The organism is Pseudomonas morbosilactucae, assembly GCF_023241665.1.
Classification (GTDB): domain Bacteria; phylum Pseudomonadota; class Gammaproteobacteria; order Pseudomonadales; family Pseudomonadaceae; genus Aquipseudomonas; species Aquipseudomonas morbosilactucae.
This window is the reverse complement of record NZ_JALQCX010000006.1, coordinates 134338-155460: the sequence shown is the minus strand read 5'-3', so window position 1 is coordinate 155460 and position 21123 is coordinate 134338. Positions and strand designations below refer to the sequence as shown.

The 21123-nt window shown below is 62.6% G+C and carries 18 protein-coding genes and 1 pseudogene; 12 read left to right on the top strand and 7 right to left on the bottom strand.

All coding sequences use genetic code 11. From position 1 onward, the window contains the following. Nucleotides 1-233 precede the first annotated feature (233 nt). Nucleotides 234-743, bottom strand: a complete 510-nt coding sequence (locus tag M1B35_RS04175; protein WP_123337680.1) for a disulfide bond formation protein B — start codon at nucleotides 741-743, stop codon at nucleotides 234-236. 263 nt (nucleotides 744-1006) lie between these two features. Next, the gene (gene hmpA, locus M1B35_RS04170; protein ID WP_268261290.1) at nucleotides 1007-2188 is read right to left on the bottom strand and encodes an NO-inducible flavohemoprotein; all 1182 of its coding nucleotides are present in this window, start codon (nucleotides 2186-2188) and stop codon (nucleotides 1007-1009) included. Between the two features lie 156 nt (nucleotides 2189-2344). Here hmpA and norR point away from each other — a divergent pair, with 156 nt between their 5' ends. The 5 genes from norR (at nucleotide 2345) to M1B35_RS04145 (ending at nucleotide 6643) form a co-directional block, all read left to right on the top strand. Then, on the top strand, nucleotides 2345-3904 hold the full coding sequence (norR, locus tag M1B35_RS04165; protein WP_268261289.1) for a nitric oxide reductase transcriptional regulator NorR: 1560 nt from the start codon (nucleotides 2345-2347) through the stop codon (nucleotides 3902-3904). 125 nt (nucleotides 3905-4029) lie between these two features. Beyond that, the gene (locus M1B35_RS04160; RefSeq protein WP_123337686.1) at nucleotides 4030-4932 is read left to right on the top strand and encodes a chemotaxis protein CheV; all 903 of its coding nucleotides are present in this window, start codon (nucleotides 4030-4032) and stop codon (nucleotides 4930-4932) included. A gap of 3 nt (nucleotides 4933-4935) precedes the next feature. Continuing rightward, nucleotides 4936-5418: a GNAT family N-acetyltransferase gene (locus M1B35_RS04155; RefSeq protein WP_268261288.1), complete on the top strand. Its 483-nt coding sequence runs from the start codon at nucleotides 4936-4938 to the stop codon at nucleotides 5416-5418. 56 nt (nucleotides 5419-5474) lie between these two features. Beyond that, entirely contained in the window at nucleotides 5475-5801 is a 327-nt protein-coding gene (locus M1B35_RS04150) for a hypothetical protein (RefSeq protein WP_268261287.1), read from the top strand. Nucleotides 5802-5893: 92 nt separating this feature from the next. Continuing rightward, complete coding sequence (locus M1B35_RS04145; RefSeq protein WP_123337692.1) at nucleotides 5894-6643, top strand: YkgJ family cysteine cluster protein; 750 nt, start codon at nucleotides 5894-5896, stop codon at nucleotides 6641-6643. Nucleotides 6644-6680: 37 nt separating this feature from the next. Here the strand turns inward: M1B35_RS04145 and M1B35_RS04140 are convergent, their stop codons facing one another. The 3 genes and pseudogenes from M1B35_RS04140 to M1B35_RS04135 all read right to left on the bottom strand — a co-directional run bounded on the left by M1B35_RS04140 (nucleotide 6681) and on the right by M1B35_RS04135 (nucleotide 8669). Beyond that, nucleotides 6681-7736, bottom strand: coding sequence for a methyl-accepting chemotaxis protein (locus M1B35_RS04140; RefSeq protein ID WP_425273386.1), 1056 nt, complete (start codon nucleotides 7734-7736; stop codon nucleotides 6681-6683). Nucleotides 7737-7979: 243 nt separating this feature from the next. Beyond that, nucleotides 7980-8261 (bottom strand): annotated as a pseudogene (locus M1B35_RS32120) (PAS domain-containing protein); the annotation flags it as partial. A 156-nt stretch (nucleotides 8262-8417) separates the two neighbouring features. Next, nucleotides 8418-8669: a hypothetical protein gene (locus M1B35_RS04135; RefSeq protein WP_123337696.1), complete on the bottom strand. Its 252-nt coding sequence runs from the start codon at nucleotides 8667-8669 to the stop codon at nucleotides 8418-8420. Nucleotides 8670-8892: 223 nt separating this feature from the next. On the opposite strand from M1B35_RS04135, the gene M1B35_RS04130 reads away from it, so the two are divergent. The 7 genes from M1B35_RS04130 (at nucleotide 8893) to M1B35_RS04100 (ending at nucleotide 18760) form a co-directional block, all read left to right on the top strand. Continuing rightward, nucleotides 8893-10053 carry an efflux RND transporter periplasmic adaptor subunit gene (locus M1B35_RS04130; protein ID WP_268261286.1) on the top strand — a complete coding sequence of 387 codons (1161 nt, stop codon included), beginning with the start codon at nucleotides 8893-8895 and terminating at the stop codon, nucleotides 10051-10053. Continuing rightward, entirely contained in the window at nucleotides 10050-13145 is a 3096-nt protein-coding gene (locus M1B35_RS04125; RefSeq protein ID WP_268261285.1) for a multidrug efflux RND transporter permease subunit, read from the top strand. Before M1B35_RS04130 ends, M1B35_RS04125 begins: the two co-directional genes overlap by 4 nt. Nucleotides 13146-13153: 8 nt before the next feature. Next, a complete protein-coding gene (locus tag M1B35_RS04120; RefSeq protein WP_123337702.1) occupies nucleotides 13154-13831 on the top strand; it encodes a heavy metal response regulator transcription factor in 678 nt (225 codons plus the stop codon). Continuing rightward, nucleotides 13821-15185 (top strand): heavy metal sensor histidine kinase, encoded by a 1365-nt coding sequence (locus tag M1B35_RS04115; RefSeq protein ID WP_268261284.1) that lies wholly within the window; start codon nucleotides 13821-13823, stop codon nucleotides 15183-15185. Before M1B35_RS04120 ends, M1B35_RS04115 begins: the two co-directional genes overlap by 11 nt. A 216-nt stretch (nucleotides 15186-15401) precedes the next feature. After that, complete coding sequence (locus tag M1B35_RS04110) at nucleotides 15402-15626, top strand: hypothetical protein (protein ID WP_123337706.1); 225 nt, start codon at nucleotides 15402-15404, stop codon at nucleotides 15624-15626. Between the two features lie 161 nt (nucleotides 15627-15787). Then, the gene (locus M1B35_RS04105; protein WP_268261283.1) at nucleotides 15788-17116 is read left to right on the top strand and encodes an OprD family porin; all 1329 of its coding nucleotides are present in this window, start codon (nucleotides 15788-15790) and stop codon (nucleotides 17114-17116) included. Between the two features lie 150 nt (nucleotides 17117-17266). Continuing rightward, nucleotides 17267-18760: a diguanylate cyclase gene (locus tag M1B35_RS04100; protein WP_425273384.1), complete on the top strand. Its 1494-nt coding sequence runs from the start codon at nucleotides 17267-17269 to the stop codon at nucleotides 18758-18760. Nucleotides 18761-18826: 66 nt separating this feature from the next. On the opposite strand, the gene lpxC is transcribed toward M1B35_RS04100, so the two are convergent. Beyond that, entirely contained in the window at nucleotides 18827-19738 is a 912-nt protein-coding gene (lpxC, locus tag M1B35_RS04095; protein ID WP_009045509.1) for a UDP-3-O-acyl-N-acetylglucosamine deacetylase, read from the bottom strand. 112 nt (nucleotides 19739-19850) lie between these two features. After that, nucleotides 19851-21047 carry a cell division protein FtsZ gene (ftsZ, locus tag M1B35_RS04090; protein WP_123337711.1) on the bottom strand — a complete coding sequence of 399 codons (1197 nt, stop codon included), beginning with the start codon at nucleotides 21045-21047 and terminating at the stop codon, nucleotides 19851-19853. Nucleotides 21048-21123 lie beyond the last annotated feature (76 nt).

The window sequence follows — 21123 nt, the reverse complement described above, 5'->3', positions numbered from 1 at the left end:
TTATTGCCCCCCTCACCCGGCTGCACAAACTGACAGGCACCCGTGGTTCACATCGTCTCGAAACGCGCCCTGAAGCCTCACTTGAGCCACCCACTGCGACACCCTGCGTGTGACAACATGTCGCACTTTTTAGCCGCCTTTGTTTGCCCTGAATCACGACCCCTTGACCTGCGCGCTGAAGGCAAAAAAAAGCCTCGGCGCCCACTGTGGGGGCCAAGGCTTTTACGGAACGCTCAAGCGGTTTTCTTGCGATTGCGGACAACCCCCAGCGGTACCAGTACCACCGTCAGGACAAAGGCCACCAGCGCCCACTGCGCCAGGGACAAACCAAGCACCGGCGGGTAAGGCGTGGAGCAGAAGCCGTCGACCTGAAAGCCCAGGGGGAAGATCGTGGCCAGGGGCAGGCTGTCGACAATCGGCTGCAGCACATCGATGCCGCAACTCACCGCCGGGTAGAACTGGGTGTACACGTGATGCCCCGCCACCGCAGCCCCGGCGATGGCACTGAGGACCACCAGGGTTTCGAGGATCGTGAGGCTACGTCGGGTTCTCATGGCCGCCCCGATAAAAGCGAACAGGGCGATCAGCAGCAATGCATAACGCTGCAGAATGCACAGCGGGCAAGGCGCCTCGCCCAACACCACCTGCATGTACAGTGCGCCGCCGATCAGCGCCAGGCAGATCACGCCCAGCAGCACCAGGAAACGCCGCTCGCGTCCCAAACGCAGTGTGTCGTCACTCATCCCAATTCCTTTCTTGTCTATGGTTCGGCCGCAGCGCGCCGCCGCCGAGAGGGTCTTCGATAGGCCTGTTTGCCGGGAAGTCTACACGCTGGCCAGGGGCTTTGAGCACCTGCCCGCAAACAGCATCGGAGGAATTAACGCTAGGCAGGTTAAGGAGGGATTAATGCTGGCCGCCTATCAGGCCAGCCCGCGCCCTGGCAGGAGCGGGCTGGCCAGCGCTGGTCGCCCCGTGCGCAAGCGACACGGCAGCGCCAGGCGCTCGGTTACTCCAGGGCAGCGGCCGGGCCGAAGAACTCGTAACGGCTCTGCCGCTCCGGCACGCCCAGGGCTTTGAGATGCCCCTTGATCGCCGCCATAAAGCCTTTAGGGCCCAGGAAGTAGGCGTCCAGGTCACGCTGCTGGGGCAGCCATTGCGCCAGTCGCTCCTGGCTCAGCAGGCCCAGTTGGTCGGCCGCCGGGCTGACGCCGTCGTCCTCGGCGTAACAGTAGAAGCGCTTGAGCTGGGGATGACGGGCGGCAAGCCCATCCACCCACTCACGAAACGCATGCACCCCGCCGTTGCGCGCGCAGTGGATAAAGTGCACCGGGCGCTGGCTGGCCAGGGCCGCTTCGAGCATCGGCAGGGTCGGGGTGATACCCACGCCACCGCTGATCAGCACCAGCGGCTTGTCGCCAGCAGCCAGGGTGAATTCCCCTGCTGGCGGGAACAGCTGGATCTCGGCGCCGACCTGTAGCTGGTCATGCAGATAATTGGAGGCGCGGCCACCGGCTTCGCGCTTGACGCTGATACGGTACTGGCCGGCGTCGGAGAGGGCCGAGAGCGAGTAGTTGCGACGGATTTCCTCACCGCCCAGGAACAGCTGCAAGCCGATGTATTGCCCCGGCTCTGCCACCAGGATCGGGCCTTTGTCCGCAGGTTCGAAGTAGAACGACGTGATTTCCGCGCTTTCTTCCACCCGTTTGACCAGGGTGAAGGGCCGAGACCCGCGCCATCCACCGGGGGCACTGGCCTTCTGCTCGTAAATGGCCGACTCGGCACCGATCAGGATATCCGCCAACTGCTGATAGGCCGCGCCCCAGGCCTGCATCACCTCGGGGGTGGCAATCTCGTCGCCCAGCACTTCAGAGATCGCCCGAAGCAGGCAGTGGCCGACAATCGGGTAGTGTTCCGGCAGGATCTGCAGGGCCACATGCTTGTTGATGATTTTCGCCACCAGGTCGCCCAGTTGATCCAACTGGTCGATGTGCCGGGCGTACATCAGCACCCCATTGGCCAGCGCCCGGGGCTGGTCGCCGCTGGCCTGGTGCGCCTGGTTGAACAGGGGCCGCACCTGCGGGTACTCGCTGAGCATCATCCGGTAGAAGTGGGTGATCAAGGCTTCACCGCCGCTTTCCAGCAGGGGAACCGTGGATTTGATAATGGCGCGATCTTGGACGCTAAGCATAAGGACAACTCCTGGGCTTTTAGGTATCTAGCAGGTTGCCTTGGTCTAATCAGATTTCATGCCACTTAAAAAAACCATACAAATCAAATACTTATAAAATACATAGTCATTAAGACCACAGACGCTTTATAGTCAAAACGACCAATAGGAGTCTTTATGACTGCAAAATCGTTGCTCACGACCCTGCTGCCCCTGGTGGCCGACCTGTCCCGCGAGCTGCCGGAAGGCGAACGCTACCGGCGCCTACTGGAAGCCATGCGCGCCCTACTGCCCTGCGACGCCGCCGCGCTGCTGCGACTGGACAGCGACTGCCTGGTGCCCCTGGCCGTGGACGGCTTGAGCACCGATACCCTGGGCCGACGCTTCAAGGTCAACGAGCACCCGCGCTTTGCCGCACTGCTAAGCAGCCCAGGCCCTATCCGTTTTGCCAGCGACAGCCCCCTGCCCGACCCCTATGACGGCTTAGTGGAAGGGCTCACCGAGCACCTGGAAGTCCACGACTGCATGGGCTGCCCGCTGTTTATCGACGAGCGCCCCTGGGGCCTGCTGACCCTAGATGCCCTGGACCCGCAGCGCTTCGAACCCATTGAACTGGACGCCCTGCAAGCCTTCGCCAGCCTGGCCGCGGCGACGGTCAACGTCGCCGAACGCATTGAACGCCTGGCCCTGCGTGCCGAAGATGAACACCAGCGGGCCGAAGTCTATCGCCAGGCCAGCGGCCAGAACCGCGAGATGATCGGCCAGAGCAAGGCCCACAAACGCTTGCTGGAAGAAATCCAACTGGTGGGCGGCAGCGAGCTGACGGTGTTGATCACCGGTGAAACCGGGGTCGGCAAGGAGCTGGTGGCCCAAGCCATTCACGCCGCGTCGAACCGTGCCAGCCGCCCCATCATCAGCCTCAACTGCGCGGCCCTGCCCGACACCCTGGTGGAAAGCGAACTCTTCGGCCATGTCCGCGGTGCCTTTACCGGCGCCACCGCCGACCGTCGCGGCAAATTCGAACTGGCCAATGGCGGCACCCTGTTTCTCGATGAGGTGGGCGAGCTGTCGCTGACGGTCCAGGCCAAGTTGCTGCGGGTCCTGCAAAGCGGCCAGCTACAGCGCCTGGGCTCAGACAAGGAACATCAAGTGGACGTGCGCCTGATTGCCGCCACCAACCGCGACCTGGCCGAAGAAGTGCGCAGCGGCCGTTACCGCGCCGACTTCTACCACCGCCTCAGCGTCTACCCGCTGCGGGTCCCGGCCCTGCGCGAACGCGGGCGCGATGTGTTGCTGCTCAGCGGCTATTTCCTCGAACAGAACCGCTCGCGCATGGGCCTGGGCAGCCTGCGCCTGAGCGCGGACGCGCAAGCGGCACTGCTGGCCTATGACTGGCCGGGGAACGTACGCGAACTGGAACACCTGATTGGCCGCAGCGCCCTCAAAGCCCTGGGCAATTGCCGAGAGCGACCGAAGATCCTCAGCCTGGATGCCAAGGACCTGGACCTGCCCCACATCAGCGAGCAAGACTCCGCGACACCGGCCCTCCAGTTTGAAGCCGCCAGCACAGCCCCCTTCCCTGGTGACCTGCGCCAGGCCACTGACGACTATCAACGCCACCTGATCAATGCCTGTCTTGAACGGCACCAACACAACTGGGCCAGCACGGCCCGTGAGCTAGGCTTGGACAGGGCCAACCTCAGCCGCCTGGCCAAGCGCCTGGGCCTGCGCCGGTAAACAGGCACTGCAAGACGACAGAAAGCCGGCTCGGCGCTAAAGCCAGCCCTGAATACGTCGATAACCCGTTATCAATGGTTGTCCGTGGGTCGAGCCACACGCCAATTTTTCCCAAGAAGGTTTTTATGTCCTCCAACAAAGCCCGCGCAGACTCTCTATCGCTTCTGCTGTTTACCTTGCGCAGCGGCAAGCTGATGGCGATCAACCTGCTGAAAGTCAGTGAAATCATCCCCTGCCCGCCGCTGACCAAGCTGCCGGAGTCCCACCCCCATGTAAAAGGCATCGCCACGCTGCGTGGTGCCTCACTGTCGGTCATCGACCTGAGCCGAGCGATTGGCGAACGCCCTCTGGAAGACCCGGACGGTGGCTGCCTGATCGTCACCGACGTCAGCCGTTCCAAGCAGGGTTTGCATGTGCAGGCGGTGAGCAAGATCGTCCACTGCCTGACCACCGATATTCGTCCACCGCCGTTCGGTTCCGGCGGCGTCAAGTCCTACATCACCGGCGTGACCCAGGTCGACGGCACCCTGGTGCAGGTACTGGATATCGAGAAAGTGATCCACGTGATCGCCCCCGCACAGATCGAAATGGCCCCCACTGAGCTGAACATGGAAGACGCCGAGGCCCTGGGCAACGCACGCATCCTGGTGGTGGATGACAGCCAGGTGGCGCTGGCGCAATCGGTGCACACCCTGCGCAACCTCGGCCTGCAATGCCACACTGCCCGCAGCGCAAGGGAAGCCATCGAGTGCCTGCTGGAACTGCAAGGCACGGCCAACGAGATCAACCTGATCGTCTCGGACATCGAGATGTCGGAAATGGACGGCTACGCCCTGACCCGCACCCTGCGCGAGACCCCGGATTTCGCCCACCTCTACGTGTTGCTGCACACCTCCCTGGACAGCGCCATGAACAGCGAGAAGGCACGGCTGGCCGGGGCCAACGCGGTACTCACCAAGTTCTCGTCGCCTGAGCTGACCCGCTGCCTGATCGAGGCGGCCAAAACCATCGAGACCCAGAGCGCCTGAACCTTGGCCGAGGACTACTGCCTGCTGCTGCGGCGCGACCTGGCCCCGGTACTGCCCGCCCCAGATTGGCCGGCAGGTATCCAGCTCCAGCCCTACCAGCCGCACCAGGCCGCGGCCGTGCACCAACTGCTGGTACTCGGCCAGGAAGAGGCCGGTGGCGACATGCCCACGCTTGACACCTGGCGCCAACAACTGGAACAGGACGCCGAATACGATCCGGCGCTGTGCTTTGTCGCGGTCGACGCCCAAGGCCCGGTGGCCGTTGCCCAGTGCTGGACCAGCGCCTACCTCAAGGACTTGGTGGTCCACCCGCGAGCCCGCCGCCAGGGCTTGGGGCGAGCCTTGCTGCAGCACGTGTTCCAGGTGTTCCAACAGCGTCGCGAAGGCTGGGTCGACCTCAAGGTGAGGGAAGACAACCAGCCTGCCCGGCACCTGTATGCCAGCGTCGGCATGCGCTTGGTACGGCGTGAACCGATCCCGCGGTAACCTGCGTCGTTGAGGCATACTGCCCGGCATCCAAGGGAACCCCGGGAAGCACCCACATGAAAAACCTCCTCGCCGCCCTCGCCTGCTCCTGTCTTCTGAGCCCGCTGGCACAGGCCTCCAGCAGCGATGCCTGGGCCCAATATGACAAGGCGGTCATCGCCAGTTGCCTCAAGGCCAGCGGCCTGAAAAATCCCCAACCCAGCGGCCGTGCCGCGCAATTCGACGACAAGGTGGGCTACAGCGCCCTGCTACTACAGGGCCAGTACCCGCAAAAACACATGAAGGGCCAGAAAGGCATCGAGCTGTGCCTCTATCACAAAGCCAGCAAGACCGCCCATGTCAGCGAGTGGGACAGCATTGCCCCCACCCTGAAAGCCCGCTGACTGGCGCACAACTTGCTTCGACACTGCTCTTCTCGCGTCGACCGCTGTAATCCCGGCGCGCCTATGGCTTTCCGATCACGGCTTTTCGCTCAATGAATACACAGTTTTCCTGCGTCGGCTGCGGCAAGTGCTGCACCGACCATCACGTTCCCCTGACCCTCACGGAAGCCCGGGACTGGGCGACTGACGGCGGCCAGGTGATCGTCCTGGTGGAAGGGTTCCTGGGCAATGGCCTGGGGCTGCCGGTGGAACAGCGCGAACACGCCCAGCGCCGTTCCTGTATGGTGCCCAGCGGCCAGGCTCAAGCCTATGTGGCCATCACCTTTGCCGCCTTCAACCCGGGGCGCTGCCGGAATCTTGACGAAGAAAACCTGTGCCGCATCTACGAGCGACGGCCCTTGGTGTGCCGCATCTACCCGATGGAAATCAATCCCCACATCCCCCTCAAGCCTGATGCCAAGGAATGCCCGCCCGAATCCTGGGAACAGGGCCCGCTGTTGATCCTCGCCGACCAGTTGGTGGACCAGCCCCTGGCCGAGTTGATCCAACGCTCGCGCCAGGCCGACCGTGACGACATCCCGTTCAAGGAAGCGATCTGCGCCGCACTCGGTATTCGGACCACGGCGCTCAAGGGCGACGGGTTTACCGCCTACCTGCCCAACATGCAGGCGCTGGCGATGGCCATCGACCAGGTCAAGACCCAAGCCTTGCCGGAAAGCCGCCACGCCTGGCGCTTCCATGTTTCCGGTACGGACGTTGCCGAACAGGTCCTGGCGGCCGGGGCCGAGGTGACCCTGGACGCCGCGCTGGACTACACCTTCATATCCCTGCGCGCGGCCTGAGTTCCGGGCAGCCAGTGACGGCCGGCCGATGATCGGCCTAGCCGCGCTTGTGCCAGAACTCCTGGGCCAGTTGCCGCAGGTCTCCCGCCAGCCCAGCCACATCGCCTGAGTTGATGTGGCTCTGCTGCCCGGCACTGACCGTCACGTCGCAGGCCTGGCGAATGCCGATGATGTTGCGGTTGATGTCCTCACTGACCGCACTCTGTTGCTCCACCGCCGAGGCGATTTGCAGGCTCATTTCAGTGATCTGGTTGACCCGCAGGCTGATGCCGTCCAGGGCCGCGGCCGCACGTTGGGCCTGATCCACACTGTTCTGCGCATGCTCGCTGCTCTGCTGCATGACCTGCACCGCGTCCCGCGCGCCGTTTTGCAGGGTGCTGATCATGCGCTGGATTTCCTGGGTCGATTCCTGAGTACGCCGGGCCAGGCCGCGCACTTCATCGGCCACCACCGCGAAACCACGGCCCTGCTCACCAGCCCGGGCTGCCTCGATCGCCGCATTCAGCGCCAGTAAGTTGGTTTGCTCGGCGATGCTGCGAATCACCTCCAGCACCCCGGAAATATCCGCGCTGTGGCTTTCCAGTTGATGGATCACTTCGGTGGCACGGGCCAACTCCCCCGCCAGGTACTGCGCAGCGCTGCGGCTTTCGCCCACCAACTGATGGCCTTCGCGGGTTTCATTTTCAGCCTGGTCGGCGGTGCGCGAGGCTTGCTGGGCGTGGCTGGCGACTTCAGCCACACTGGCGGCCATTTGCTGGATGGCGGCGGCCACCTGGTCGGTTTCTGCCTGTTGCTCCAAGGTGCTGCGGTGGCTGTGCTGCAGGTGCTCGACCAATTGCGCGGCGTGCCCGGCCAGGCGCTGGGACGCATCGCCGATACGGCCGACCACGGCACCGACCTGGGCTTCCAGCATGTGCAGCGCGAATTCGATCTGCCCAACGCTATCCCCACGCCCGGTATAAAGCCTTTGGCTCAAAGGGTTGTCGGCAATGTCCAAGGCCCGCTCAGTCAGGCGCTTGAGGGGCCGTAACAGCAGCCCGACGCCCAAGGCACTGAGCCCGCTGCCGAGCCCCACCGCCAACACCGTCGCCAGGGCCGACCCTGGCAGCAGCGCCGTCGCCAGCCCTTGGGAACCAACGAACGCCAGGCTCACCCAGCCCCAAAGCTTGAGCGACAGGGATACAGATGGCAGCCGGCGCCAACGTGGCCCAGGCTTGAGCAGGCGCGCGTAGGCCTGTTCCGCTGCGGCTATCTGCCGGGTCGTGGGTTTGGTGCGCACCGACTGGTACTCCACCGCCACACCGTCCCGGGTGACCGGGGTGACATAAGCGCTGACCCAATAATGGTCGCCATTCTTGCAGCGGTTTTTCACCAGCCCCATCCATGAGCGCCCACTCTTGAGGGTTCGCCACATGTGGGCAAAAGCCGCAGGCGGCATGTCTGGATGGCGTAACAGATGGTGCGGCGAGCCCAGCAGCTCTTCCCGGCTGTAGCCGCTGATCCTGATGAAATCGGGATTGGCGTAGGTGATCGCGCTGGTCAGATCGGTGGTCGAGAGAATGTTCGCATCAGGGGCAAAATCCACATTTCGCCCCGTTACCGGGAGATTGATCTTCATGGAAAGCGCGCTCGTATTATTGGAAGAGTCTCGGCAGGGCTGCTGACTCTAAGCGCACTGATTCCACAAATACTGATCCAGCTCAGGGTTAAAGCAATTAGCCATCATTGCTGGGAACTTCGGCAAACATGCGCCAATGCTCATCACCTGCAAGCGTTAGCGCTTGCCCATGGAGCGACGGGTGCCGGGTGGTGCAGCCCCTGGTGTCTTGGTATGGCCGTTGGTCGCGCCGTTCTTGTACCAAGGCTGCTGGGCGTTTTTCGCCTGGGCGAACGCCGACGGATTGAACGGAAACTTGAAGGCCGGGATGGCGGCACCGCCCTCAGCCTCGGCTGGGTGTTCGCTGGTCTCGGCAACCGGATCAGCGCTCAGGGCGTCGTCCACTGGCGGTTGTACAGGGGAATTCATGGAAGCTCCGGGGAGATAAAGAAGAACCGGGCCAAGGAACAGGCCACAGAAGGCGGCAGTATACCTGTGCGCTGCGGATCTTTAACCTGCGCCCATGCATTGGCTGCCTTTGCTGACAGCGCTGACAGGTAGCCGTCACGTTGCTGACCGGGTTAACACGCTATAAATGAGCCATTGCTATTGGCCGTTCCCCGACTTCAATTGCCCCCGGCGCTCTACTCCCATGCGAACCTCCTCAAGAACAGTCGTGATCGTCGGCGTGCTCGCCGTGATGCTGGCCGCCGGCCTGTGGCTGCTGAACAAACCGGCCAAGGCCAAACTGGCCGCCCCGACTGCGATCCCCGTGCGGGTGGTGGCTGTGCAGCAGCGCGACGTGCCGCGCTACACCACGGGTATCGGCTCGGTGTTGTCGCTGCACAGCGTGGTGATTCGCCCGCAGGTGGACGGCATCCTCACCAAGGTGCTGGTCAAGGAGGGGCAACGGGTCAAGGTCGGTGATCTGTTGGCAACCATTGATGATCGTTCGATCCGCGCCAACCTGGACCAGACCCGGGCGCAACTGGCGGAAAACCAGGCGCAACTGCAAGTGGCCCTGATCAACCTCAAACGCTACAAGTTGCTGTCCGTGGACGACGGCGTGTCGAAGCAGACCTACGACCAGCAACAAGCGCTGGTCAACCAGCTCAAGGCCACGGCCCAGGGCAACCAGGCCGCCATCGACGCCGCCCAGGTACAGCTTTCCTACACGCAGATTCGCTCGCCCGTCAGCGGCCGGGTGGGCATTCGCACCGTGGATGAAGGAAACTTCCTGCGCACCAGCGATACCCAGGGGCTGTTCTCGGTGACCCAGATCGACCCCATCGCCGTGGAGTTCTCCCTGCCCCAGCAGATGCTGCCGACCCTGCAAGGGCTGATTCGGGCGCCTGAGCCAGCGGCGGTCAAGGCCTACATCGGGGCCGACACCCAGGCCGATACCGGCCAGTTGCTGGGGGATGGCCACCTGACCCTGATCGACAACCAGATCAATACCAGCACCGGCACCATCCGCGCCAAAGCCGAATTCGACAACGCCCAGCAGGCGCTCTGGCCCGGGCAACTGGTGACGGTGAAGATCCAGACCGCCGTGGCCCCGAACGCCCTGACGGTGCCGCCCGGGGTGGTGCAGCGCGGGCTGGAGCAGCCTTTTGTCTACCGTATCAAGGGCGACCAGGTGGAGGCCGTGACGGTGCAGTTGGTGTACCAGGACAGCGAGCTGAACATCATCAAGGGTGTGCAAGCCAATGACGTGCTGGTCAGCGATGGCCAGTCGCGGCTCAAGCCCGGCGCCCAGGTCCAGGTGCTCAGCGAGCCGCCGCAAGCGGTGGCCGTGGAGCCGCAGCCATGAAGGGGCACGGTTCGGTATCGGCCTGGTGCATCGACCATCCGGTCGCCACCGTGCTCTTGACCTTTGCCCTGGTGCTGCTGGGGTTGATTGCCTTTCCGAGGTTGCCGGTCGCGCCCTTGCCGGAAGCCGAATTCCCCACCATCCAAGTGTCTGCCGCCCTGCCCGGCGCCAGCCCGGACACCATGGCGTCATCGGTGGCAACGCCCCTGGAAGTGCAGTTCAGCGCCATCCCCGGCATGACCCAGATGACTTCCAGCAGCGCCTTGGGCACATCCCTGCTGACCCTGCAGTTCACCCTGGACAAAAGCATTGACACTGCGGCCCAGGAGGTTCAGGCAGCGATCAACACTGCCGCCGGCAAACTGCCCAAGGACATGCCGACCCTGCCCACCTGGCGCAAGGTCAACCCGGCGGACAGCCCAGTGCTGATCCTCAGCGTCAGTTCCACGCAAATGCCCGGCACCGAACTCAGCGACTACGCAGAAACCCTACTGGCCCGGCAGATCAGCCAGATCGATGGGGTCGGCCAGATCAACATCACCGGCCAGCAGCGCCCGGCCATCCGGGTCCAGGCTTCGGCTGACCAATTGGCGGCCATCGGCCTGACCCTGGCTGACATCCGCCTGGCCATCCAGCAAACCAGCCTCAACCTGGCCAAGGGCGCGCTGTATGGCGCGTCGAGCATTTCCACCCTGTCGACCAACGATCAGTTGTTCCATCCCGACGAATACGGCCAGTTGATCGTTTCCTACAAGAACGGCGCCCCTGTGCACCTGAGGGACGTGGCGCAGGTGGTCAGCGGCCCGGAAAACGATTACATCCAGGCCTGGTCCGGCGATCAGCCGGGGGTCAACCTGGTGATCTCGCGCCAGCCGGGGGCCAATATCGTCGAGACCGTGGACCGTATCCACGCCGCCCTGCCCGGGTTGGAGGCCATGCTGCCGGCGTCAGTGCAGGTCCAGGTGCTGATCGATCGCACCCAGACCATCCGCGCCTCGCTGCATGAAGTGGAAATCACCCTGTTGATCGCCGTGCTGCTGGTGGTGGCGGTGATGGCGCTGTTCCTGCGCCAGTGGTCGGCGACCCTGATTGTCTCGGCGGTGCTCGGGGTGTCGCTGATCGCCAGCTTTGCCCTGATGTACCTGTTGGGGTTCAGCCTGAACAACCTGACGCTGGTGGCCATCGTGGTCGCGGTGGGGTTTGTGGTGGACGACGCCATCGTGGTGGTGGAAAACATCCACCGTCACCTGGAGGCCGGCGACGGCATGCGCGAGGCGGCCATCAAGGGCGCCAGCGAGATCGGCTTTACCGTGGTCTCCATCAGTTTCTCCCTGGTCGCCGCCTTTATCCCCCTGCTGTTCATGGGCGGCGTGGTCGGGCGGCTATTCAAGGAGTTCGCCCTGACTGCCACCAGCACCATCATGATTTCCGTGGTGGTGTCCCTGACCCTGGCCCCGACCCTGGCGGCGCTGTTCATGCGCGCACCGGTGCACCCGGAACACGCCAAGCCGGGCTTTGGTGAGCGCCTGCTGGCGCTCTACGAGCGCGGTCTGCGTCGGGCCCTGGCCCACCAGAAACTGATGCTGGGGGTGTTCGGCCTGACCCTGGGCATGGCGGTGATTGGGTACATCTTCATTCCCAAGGGCTTCTTCCCGGTGCAAGACACCGGCTTCGTCCTCGGCACCACGGAAGCCGCCGCCGACATTTCCTACCCGGACATGGTGAAAAAGCACAAGGCGCTGGCCGAGATACTCGCCACCGACCCGGCGGTGCAGGCCTTCTCCCATTCGGTCGGGGTGTCGGGCAACAACCAGACCATCGCCAACGGCCGCTTCTGGATTGCCTTGAAACAACGGGGCGACCGCGACGTTTCTGCCGCCGGTTTCATCGACCGCATCCGCCCGAAATTAATGACGATACCCGGCATCGTCCTGTACCTGCGGGCCGGCCAGGACATCAACCTCAGCTCCGGGCCGAGCCGGGCCCAATACCAATATGTGCTCAAGAGCAACGACGGCCCGACCCTCAGCACCTGGACCCAGCGCCTGACGGAAAAGCTGCGCAGCAACCCGGCGTTCCGCGATATTTCCAATGACCTGCAACTGGGCGGCAGCATCACCCACATCGACATCGACCGTGTCGCTGCGGCGCGCTTCGGGCTCACCGCCAGTGATGTCGACGAGGCCCTGTACGACGCCTTCGGCCAACGGCAGATCAACGAATTCCAGACCGAGATCAACCAGTACAACGTCATCCTGGAACTCGACACCCGCCAGCGCGGCAAGGCGGAAAGCCTCAACTACTTCTACCTGCGCTCGCCGCTGACCGGGGAAATGGTGCCGCTGTCGGCCCTGGCGCGCTTCGATGCGCCCACCATCGGCCCACTGTCCATCGCCCATGACGGCATGTTCCCGGCGGCCAACCTGTCCTTCAACCTGGCACCTGGCGTGGCCCTGGGGGACGCGGTGATCCTGCTCAACCAGGCCAAGAACGAGATCGGCATGCCGGCGGCCATCAGCGGCAACTTCCAGGGCGCGGCCCAGGCGTTCCAAAGTTCCCTGGCCAGCCAGCCCTGGCTGATTCTCGCGGCGCTGGTGGCGGTGTACATCATTCTCGGGGTGCTCTATGAGAGCTTCGTGCACCCGCTGACCATTATCTCGACCCTGCCCTCGGCCGGGCTCGGCGCGCTGATGATGCTCTGGCTGCTCGGCCAGGACTTCTCGATCATGGCCCTGATCGGCCTGGTGCTGCTGATCGGCATCGTCAAGAAGAACGGCATCCTGATGATCGACTTCGCCCTGGAAGCCCAGCGCCAGCGCGGTCTGTCGCCACAGGACGCGATCTACCAGGCCTGTATCACGCGCTTTCGCCCGATCATCATGACCACCCTGGCCGCCTTGCTCGGCGCCCTGCCGCTGATGCTCGGCTACGGCGCCGGCGCCGAGCTGCGCCAACCCCTGGGCATTGCGGTGGTCGGCGGCTTGCTGGTGAGCCAGGCCCTGACGCTGTTCACCACGCCGGTCATATACTTGTGGCTTGAGCGACTATTCCACCGGCCCAAACCAGCCCCGGTGCTGGCGACCACTACCTGAGGCGGGTCATGCGCGTTCTGATTATCGAAGACGAAGAAAAAACCGCGGACTACCTGCACCGTGGCCTGACGGAACAGGGCTACACCGTGGACCTGGCCCGGGATGGGCTGGAGGGCCTGCACCTGGCCCTGGAAAACGACTACGGGGTGATCGTGCTCGACGTGATGCTGCCGGGCCTCGACGGCTTTGGTGTATTGCGAGCCCTGCGCGCGCGCAAGCAGACGCCGGTGATCATGCTCACCGCCCGCGAGCGTGTGGAGGACCGCATCAAGGGCTTGCGTGACGGTGCCGACGATTACCTGGGCAAGCCGTTTTCCTTCCTTGAACTGGTGGCCCGGCTGCAAGCCCTGACACGGCGCAGCGGTGGCCACGAGCCGGTGCAAATCAGCATCGCCGACCTGTGGATCGACCTGATCAGCCGCAAGGCCAGCCGCGCCGGCAGCCGCCTCGACCTGACCGCCAAAGAGTTCTCCCTGCTCAGCGTGCTGGCCCGCCGCCAAGGCGAAATCCTCTCCAAGACCGCCATCGCCGAAATGGTCTGGGACATCAATTTCGACAGCGACGCCAATGTCGTCGAAGTCGCGATCAAGCGCCTGCGGGCCAAGCTCGACGGGCCTTTTGAAGAAAAACTGCTGCACACCATCCGTGGCATGGGCTATGTGCTGGAGAGCCGCAGTGCCCAGTAACTCCATCGCCCTGCGCCTGAGCGGCCTGTTCACCCTGGTGGCGCTGCTGATCTTCCTGTTGATCGGCGGTGCGCTCTATCAACAGGTGGACAAGGGCCTGGGCCTGTTGCCCGAAGCCGAACTGGACGCCCGTTACAGCGTGCTGGAGTCGGCGCTGACCCGCTACGGCACGCCCGAGCACTGGGCGAAGATCAACGCCAAGCTCAAGCTGCTCAGCGAAGAAGACAAGCGGATCCGCTTCTGGGCGGTCAGCGGCGACCCCGCCTACGAATACGGCAACCCTGACCGGCAGATCCGCGACCTCGCCGAGGGCCCTGCGGGCATGCACGACCTGACACTGGCCGAGCATCCCTACCCGTTGAAAGTGCTGGTCAGCCAACTGCCGGCCAAGGAACAGCGCCCGGCCCTGCGCTTTTTGATCGCCATCGACACCGAGACCTTCTACCAGACCCAGCATCAGTTGCTGATAGCCCTGATCGGCCTGGCCATCGTCGGCGTGTTGCTGGCCTCGGCCCTGGGCTACTGGGTGGCGCGGATCGGCCTCAAACCCTTGATCAAGCTGTCCCAGGAAGCCCAGCGCCTGGCGCCGCCTCGGCTGTCCGGGCGCTTGCAGCTGTCGCCGCTGCCACCGGAGCTGAGCCAGTTCGTCAACTCGTTCAACTCCACCCTGGAGCGGGTGGAACAGGCCTATTCGCGGCTGGAATCCTTCAATGCCGATGTGGCCCATGAATTGCGCTCGCCCCTGACCAACCTGATCGGCCAGACCCAAGTCGCGCTGACCCGCGGGCGCTCGGCAGAACATTACTTCGAAGTGCTGCAATCCAACCTCGAAGAACTGGAGCGCCTGCGCTCGATCATCAACGACATGCTGTTCCTGGCCAGCGCCGACCAAGGCAGCAAGGCCACCCACCTGACCAGCACCTCCCTGGCCGGGGAAGTGGCGACGACCCTGGACTACCTGGATTTCATTCTGGAAGACGCCCAGGTCCGGGTAGAAGTCGAAGGCGATGCCCAGGTGCCCATCGAGATCGCCCACTTGCGCAGGGCATTGATCAATCTGCTGAGCAACGCGGTGCAACACACCGAACCCGGACAGGTGATCCAAGTGCGTATCCAGCGCCACGAACAACACGTGGCGATTGCCGTGAGCAACCCCGGCCTGGGCATCGCCAGCGAGCACTTGCCGCGGCTGTTCGAGCGTTTCTATCGAGTCGATGCCTCACGTCGCAACAGCGGCGCCAACCATGGCCTGGGCCTGGCCATCGTCAAGGCCATTGCCCTGATGCACGGTGGCGAGGTGTTTGTGCGCAGCGAGCAAGGCATCAACACCTTCGGCCTCCACCTCCCCCTCTGATGCTGGCTCTGACGTTGACTCTGTGGGAGCCGGCTTGCCGACGATCACGCCAGCCCCTCAGCTGCAAACCGCGTTACCGCTATCGCTGACAAGCCAGCGCCCACTTTTGTTTATTTGGTAATAGTCCTTTTACGCTTGAGCTCTTTTTCCTTGAGGCGCGGCGCTATATTTTTGCCACACCGAATTGAACTTGCTTTGCAAGAAGGTCTGCCAACGATGTCAAACAGCATGGGTATCGCCAGCGCTTTTATCCTGTCTTCCCTGTTCCTCAGCCCCCTGGCCATGGCCGAAGAGTCCCAGGCTTTCGTGGCCCGCAATGCGGCACGCGACGCAGCGTTCCAGGACGCTCAGGTGGCCCAGGCAACCCGCCAGAAAACAGGTGAAAGTGCCCAGAAAATCACGGCCGAACACAACCAGGCCGACACCCGGAAAGACAGCTGAGGCAGCCCGTTAGAACGTTTCCCTCGACAAGGCCGCCGCGTTCAACCCGGGCGACCATTGTCTTAAAGCCGCTGCTTGCAGCGGCTTTTTTTTGCCCTGTAGAAAACTGGCGACGGTGCAGAATAAAAAACGCCGCCATTGACCCAAGGAGCCCCGATACGATGAAGGCAGCGATAAAGGCAACACGAACACTCAACCCCCTGTTCATTGCATTGACTGCAACGATGGCGTGTACCGCCCACGCAGCGGACGATAGCACGGCCGAGGGATTCGTCGAGGGTTCGAGCCTCAAGCTCAATGCCCGCAACTACTACATGAATCGCAACCGACAACAGCACAACGACGACAACATCGAATGGGGCCAAGGATTCCTTGGGGTATTCGAATCGGGCTACACCACGGGCAGCGTGGGGTTCGGCCTGGACGCCAATGCCATGCTCGGCCTCAAGCTCGATGGCGGTGGCGGCACCGACAGTTCGAGCATCCTGCCGGTCAGCGACGGCAGCGGCAAAGCACCGGGGTCGTTCTCTACGGCGGGCGCAACCTTGAAAGTCCGGGCCTTCGACACCGAGCTCAAAATCGGCGACTTGTTCCTCAACAACCCGGTGATCGCCGGCGGCCAGACTCGCATGCTGCCCCAGACCTTTCGCGGCGTGAGCCTGAGCAACCACAGCTTCGATGGTTGGCTGCTCGAAGGCGGCCAGGCCAGCTTCACCAAACCCTATAACCAGAGCGACCACGTGCGCATCGGCAGCAGTTACGGAACCCTGGGTGACGGCGACAAAAGCCGACACCTGAACTGGGCCGGCGCGGCCTGGAGCGGCGTTCCCGGGTGGGCCAGCAGCCTGTACGCCTCAGAGCTCAAAGACATCTGGAACCAGTACTACTACGACCTCGACTACCGCTACATGCTGAACGAACTGGTCATCAACCCCGGCCTGCACCTCTACCACACCCAGGACACCGGCCAGGCGTTACTGGGCGACATCGACAACACCACTTACAGCCTGCACCTGACGGTTGGCGTGGGTCACCACAGCGTCACGGCCGCCTATCAGCGGGTCAACGGTGACACGCCCTTCGACTACATCGCCCAGGGCGACAGCGTGTACCTGGACAACTCCCAGCAATACTCGGACTTCAACGGCCCCCATGAACGCTCCTGGAAACTCAAGTACGCGTACGATTTCGTCGGCCTGGGCGTGCCTGGGCTGACGTCGGCCCTGTCCTACTCCCGTGGCGAACTGGACTTGACCCGGGTTGATCCGCAGAGCCGTGGCTACGCCAGCTGGTACAGCGCAGAGGGCAAGCATGCCCGGCATTGGGAGCGCGACCTGGACCTGCAATACGTGGTGCAAGGCGGCGAAGCCAAAGACCTGGCCCTGCGCCTGCAGTGGGCGACCCATCACGGCAGCGGCGGTTATGCCGCCCTGGACAACGACACGGATGAATATCGCCTGATCGTCGATTACCCGCTCAACCTGTTCTAAGCTCAGCGAAGTAAAAGGCCAGCACGTTTTGCTGGCCTTTTTTGTGCCTGGGATTTATACATGCGCCGCAGGGATGGCCGGCCCTTGCCAGCGCGTCGGCGTTATCCAAAAGGATTCTTATCAACTCACCCAACGGCCGTAATCAGAACCGTGGGCGAAGGGAGTGCGATACCTCGCAATATGATGCTTTCAACACGCTCGGAACGGATGCTGATCGCTGGAAGCTCACTGATGGTGATCGCCATCCTGGGCATCGTGACGTTTTTACTGATCCGCGAATACGCCAGCGCCGAGCAGGCAGCGGCCCGTTCGGCCAACAACATTGTGCAACTGATCGACGCCGACGTACTGCGCAACGTCGAACTCTATGACCTGTCCCTCAAAGGCCTGATTGCCGCGGCCGGACGTGAAGACCTGCAAAAAGTCTCGGCTGAGATCCGCCATCTGGCGCTCTTCGACCGCGCCACTGCCGCGCCCTACAAGGGCGACATCCTACTGTTGGACAAACACGGCGACGTCCTCGCTGACTCGGCCTCGGTCACGCCCAGGACGGGCAACTACGCCGATCGCGAGTACTTCCGCTCCCATGTGCAAAACCCCAACCAGGGCATGACAATCAGCCCACCGTTCCGCACCCGCACCGCAGACCATGACTGGCGCATCAGTTTCAGCCGCCGAGTGGTGGACGAGCAGGGACAATTCTTCGGTGTCGCCGAAGCGCCCATGCGCCTGAACTACTTCAACCAGCTGTTCAAAAACCTCGATATCGGACGCAACGGCTCGATCAGCCTGGTCAGCCGCGACGGCATACTGCTGGCCCAACAACCGCCCCTGGCCGACGATCTGATCGGCAAGGACTTCAGCCAGCGGCCGAACTTCGTGCGCATCCTGCGCGAGGGCAACGGCAGCTTCAGCGGCATCTCCAGCGTCGACCGAACGCCGCGCCTGTACACCTTTTCCCAAGTGGGCGACTTGCCGCTGATCGTGGTGGTGGCACTGTCCTCGGCCGAGGTCTACGCCTCCTGGCAGCGCACGGCCTGGCTGGTGAGCGGCGCCACCGGTGCCCTGTGCATTGGCCTGCTGTGGCTGACGTTGCTGCTGTGCCACGAACTCAGGCGGCGCCATCGCGCCGAGCAGGAGTTGGCACAACTGGCGGCCATTGATGCCTTGACCGGCCTGGCCAATCGCCGAACCCTGGACGAAACCCTCGCCCGCGAATGGGCCAGGGCCCAACGCTCGGGCACGCCGCTGTCGTTGCTGATGATCGATGTCGACCACTTCAAGCAATTCAATGACCGCCATGGTCATCAGCTTGGGGACACCGCCTTGCAGGTGGTAGCCCAGTTGATCGCGGCCAATGTGCGCCGCCCTGCCGACCTGGCGGCACGCTACGGCGGTGAGGAGTTCTCGGTGATCCTGCCCGACACCGACGTGATGGGGGCCTTGGCCCTGGCGGAAAAGATTCGTATCGCCATTGAACAACTGGCACCGATCGGCCCCCAAGTGTCGACGTTGACCGCCAGCATCGGTACCAGCACTTGGTCGGGAACAACCGGCGCCACCCTGGAGAACCTGCTCTACAACGCCGACAAAGCGCTTTACCGAGCCAAGCACAATGGCCGCAATCGCGTGGTACCGGGTTAATAAACAGGCATAAAAAAAGGCCACCCTAAGGGCAGCCTTTAAAAACAAAAGGAAAGAGAGAGTAAATTACACGGCCGCAACCGGACGCATGTAAGAGATCGGTGCAGTGCTGGCGTCTTCGAAAGTCACAACTTCCCAGGCATCTTTCTGCTCAATCAACTTGCGCAGTAGCTGGTTGTTCAGGGCATGGCCCGACTTGAAGCCTTTGAACTCACCTATCAGGCTGTTGCCCAGCAGGTAGAGGTCACCAATTGCATCGAGGATCTTGTGCTTCACGAATTCGTCTTCATAGCGAAGGCCGTCTTCGTTCAGTACACCATCCGCGTCGACCACGATGGCGTTTTCCACGCTGCCGCCGAGTGCGAGGTTGTGCTTGCGCAGGTACTCGATATCACTCATGAAACCAAAGGTCCGGGCGCGGCTGACTTCCTTCACGAACGACGTGCTGGAAAAGTCCACGCTGGCACTCTGGGTGCGGTCACGGAAAACCGGGTGATCGAAATCGATCTCAAAGCTCACTTTAAAACCATCGAAAGGCACGAAAGTGGCGCGCTTGTCGCCATCTTCCACAGTCACTTCACGAAGGATGCGGATGAACTTCTTAGCTGCGTCCTGTTCTTCCAGGCCGGCAGATTGAATCAGGAATACGAAGGGTCCAGCGCTACCATCCATGATCGGGACTTCGGACGCGGAGAGCTCGACGTAGGCGTTATCGATGCCCAGGCCAGCCATGGCCGAGAGCAAATGCTCCACCGTGTCCACTTTGGTGTCACCGTTGACCAATGTGGTCGACATCGTGGTTTCACCAACATTTTCCGCGCGAGCAGGAATCTGCACCACAGGGTCCAGGTCGGCACGACAAAACACAATGCCGGTGTCGACAGGCGCAGGCTTGAGAGTCAGGTAAACCTTCTCCCCGGAATGCAGGCCTACACCTGTGGCACGGATAATATTCTTTAGGGTGCGTTGTTTAATCATGGCTTGGGCCGCTTCAGCGCAAATTGCGAACTGGTATCAACAAAGGCTGGCGATAATAGCAGACCATGCCTTTGCTGAACACCAATCACCCTAATACCCCTGATACATTCCATCAATCGGCCTGGCGACGCAGAAAGGCCGGGATGTCCAGGTAATCCAGATCATCTTGCGGATTCAGCTTCGCCGCAGTCGCAGCACTGGCCTGAGCCTGGTTGCGCATAACGGTCGGACGGTCCAGATCACGGTAGTTCACCGACGGCAGTTCCTGGCGCGCAGGCGCTGGAGCGGCAGCCGACTGGCTGGCGTGGCTGGTGTGAACGGTATTGTCGATGACCTTTACAGGCTTCTCGATTTTCGCGCCCAGACCGGTGGCAACCACGGTGACATGCAGCTCATCACGCATGTCCGGATCGATAACGGTACCGACCTTGACCATGGCGTGCTCGGAAGCGAAGGCTTCGATGATGCTACCCACGTCGGAGTACTCACCCAGGGACAGGTCAGGACCGGCGGTGATGTTCACCAGGATGCCGCGTGCGCCTTCCAGGTTCACGTCTTCCAGCAACGGGTTGCGGATGGCCGCTTCAGTGGCTTCACGTGCACGGTTCGGACCGCTGGCGCAGCCAGTGCCCATCATCGCCATGCCCATTTCGCTCATCACGGTACGCACGTCGGCGAAGTCGACGTTGATCATGCCTGGACGCTTGATGATGTCGGAGATACCGCGAACGGCACCCGCCAGCACGTCGTCAGCCTTGGCGAACGCCGACAGCAGGCTGGCGTCTTTACCGAGGATGGTCAGCAGCTTCTCGTTGGGAATGGTGATCAACGAGTCGACGCTTTCGCTCAGCGCGCGGATGCCTTCATCGGCGATCTGCATACGCTTGCGGCCTTCGAACGGGAACGGACGAGTCACCACCGCAACGGTGAGGATCCCCATTTCCTTGGCCACTTCGGCAATGATCGGCGCAGCACCGGTACCGGTACCACCGCCCATGCCTGTGGTGATGAACACCATGTTGGTGCCCTGCAGGACTTCAGCGATGCGCTCGCGGTCTTCCAGAGCGGCCTGACGACCGACCTCAGGATTTGCGCCGGCACCCAGACCCTTGGTAACACCAGTACCCAGTTGCAGGATGGTCCGCGCGCCGATGTTTTTCAGCGCTTGAGCATCAGTGTTGGCGCAGATGAATTCCACGCCTTCGATGTTGCTCTTGACCATGTGATTGACGGCGTTGCCGCCGCCACCGCCGACACCGATAACCTTGATTACCGGGCTTTGCGGGACGTTGTCTACGAGTTCAAACATTTTCCCTCTCCTTTCATTTCTCTAGTTTTTCGCCTACTGCCTACTGCGTTTACTGCCTGTTGCTTGAAACGTGTCG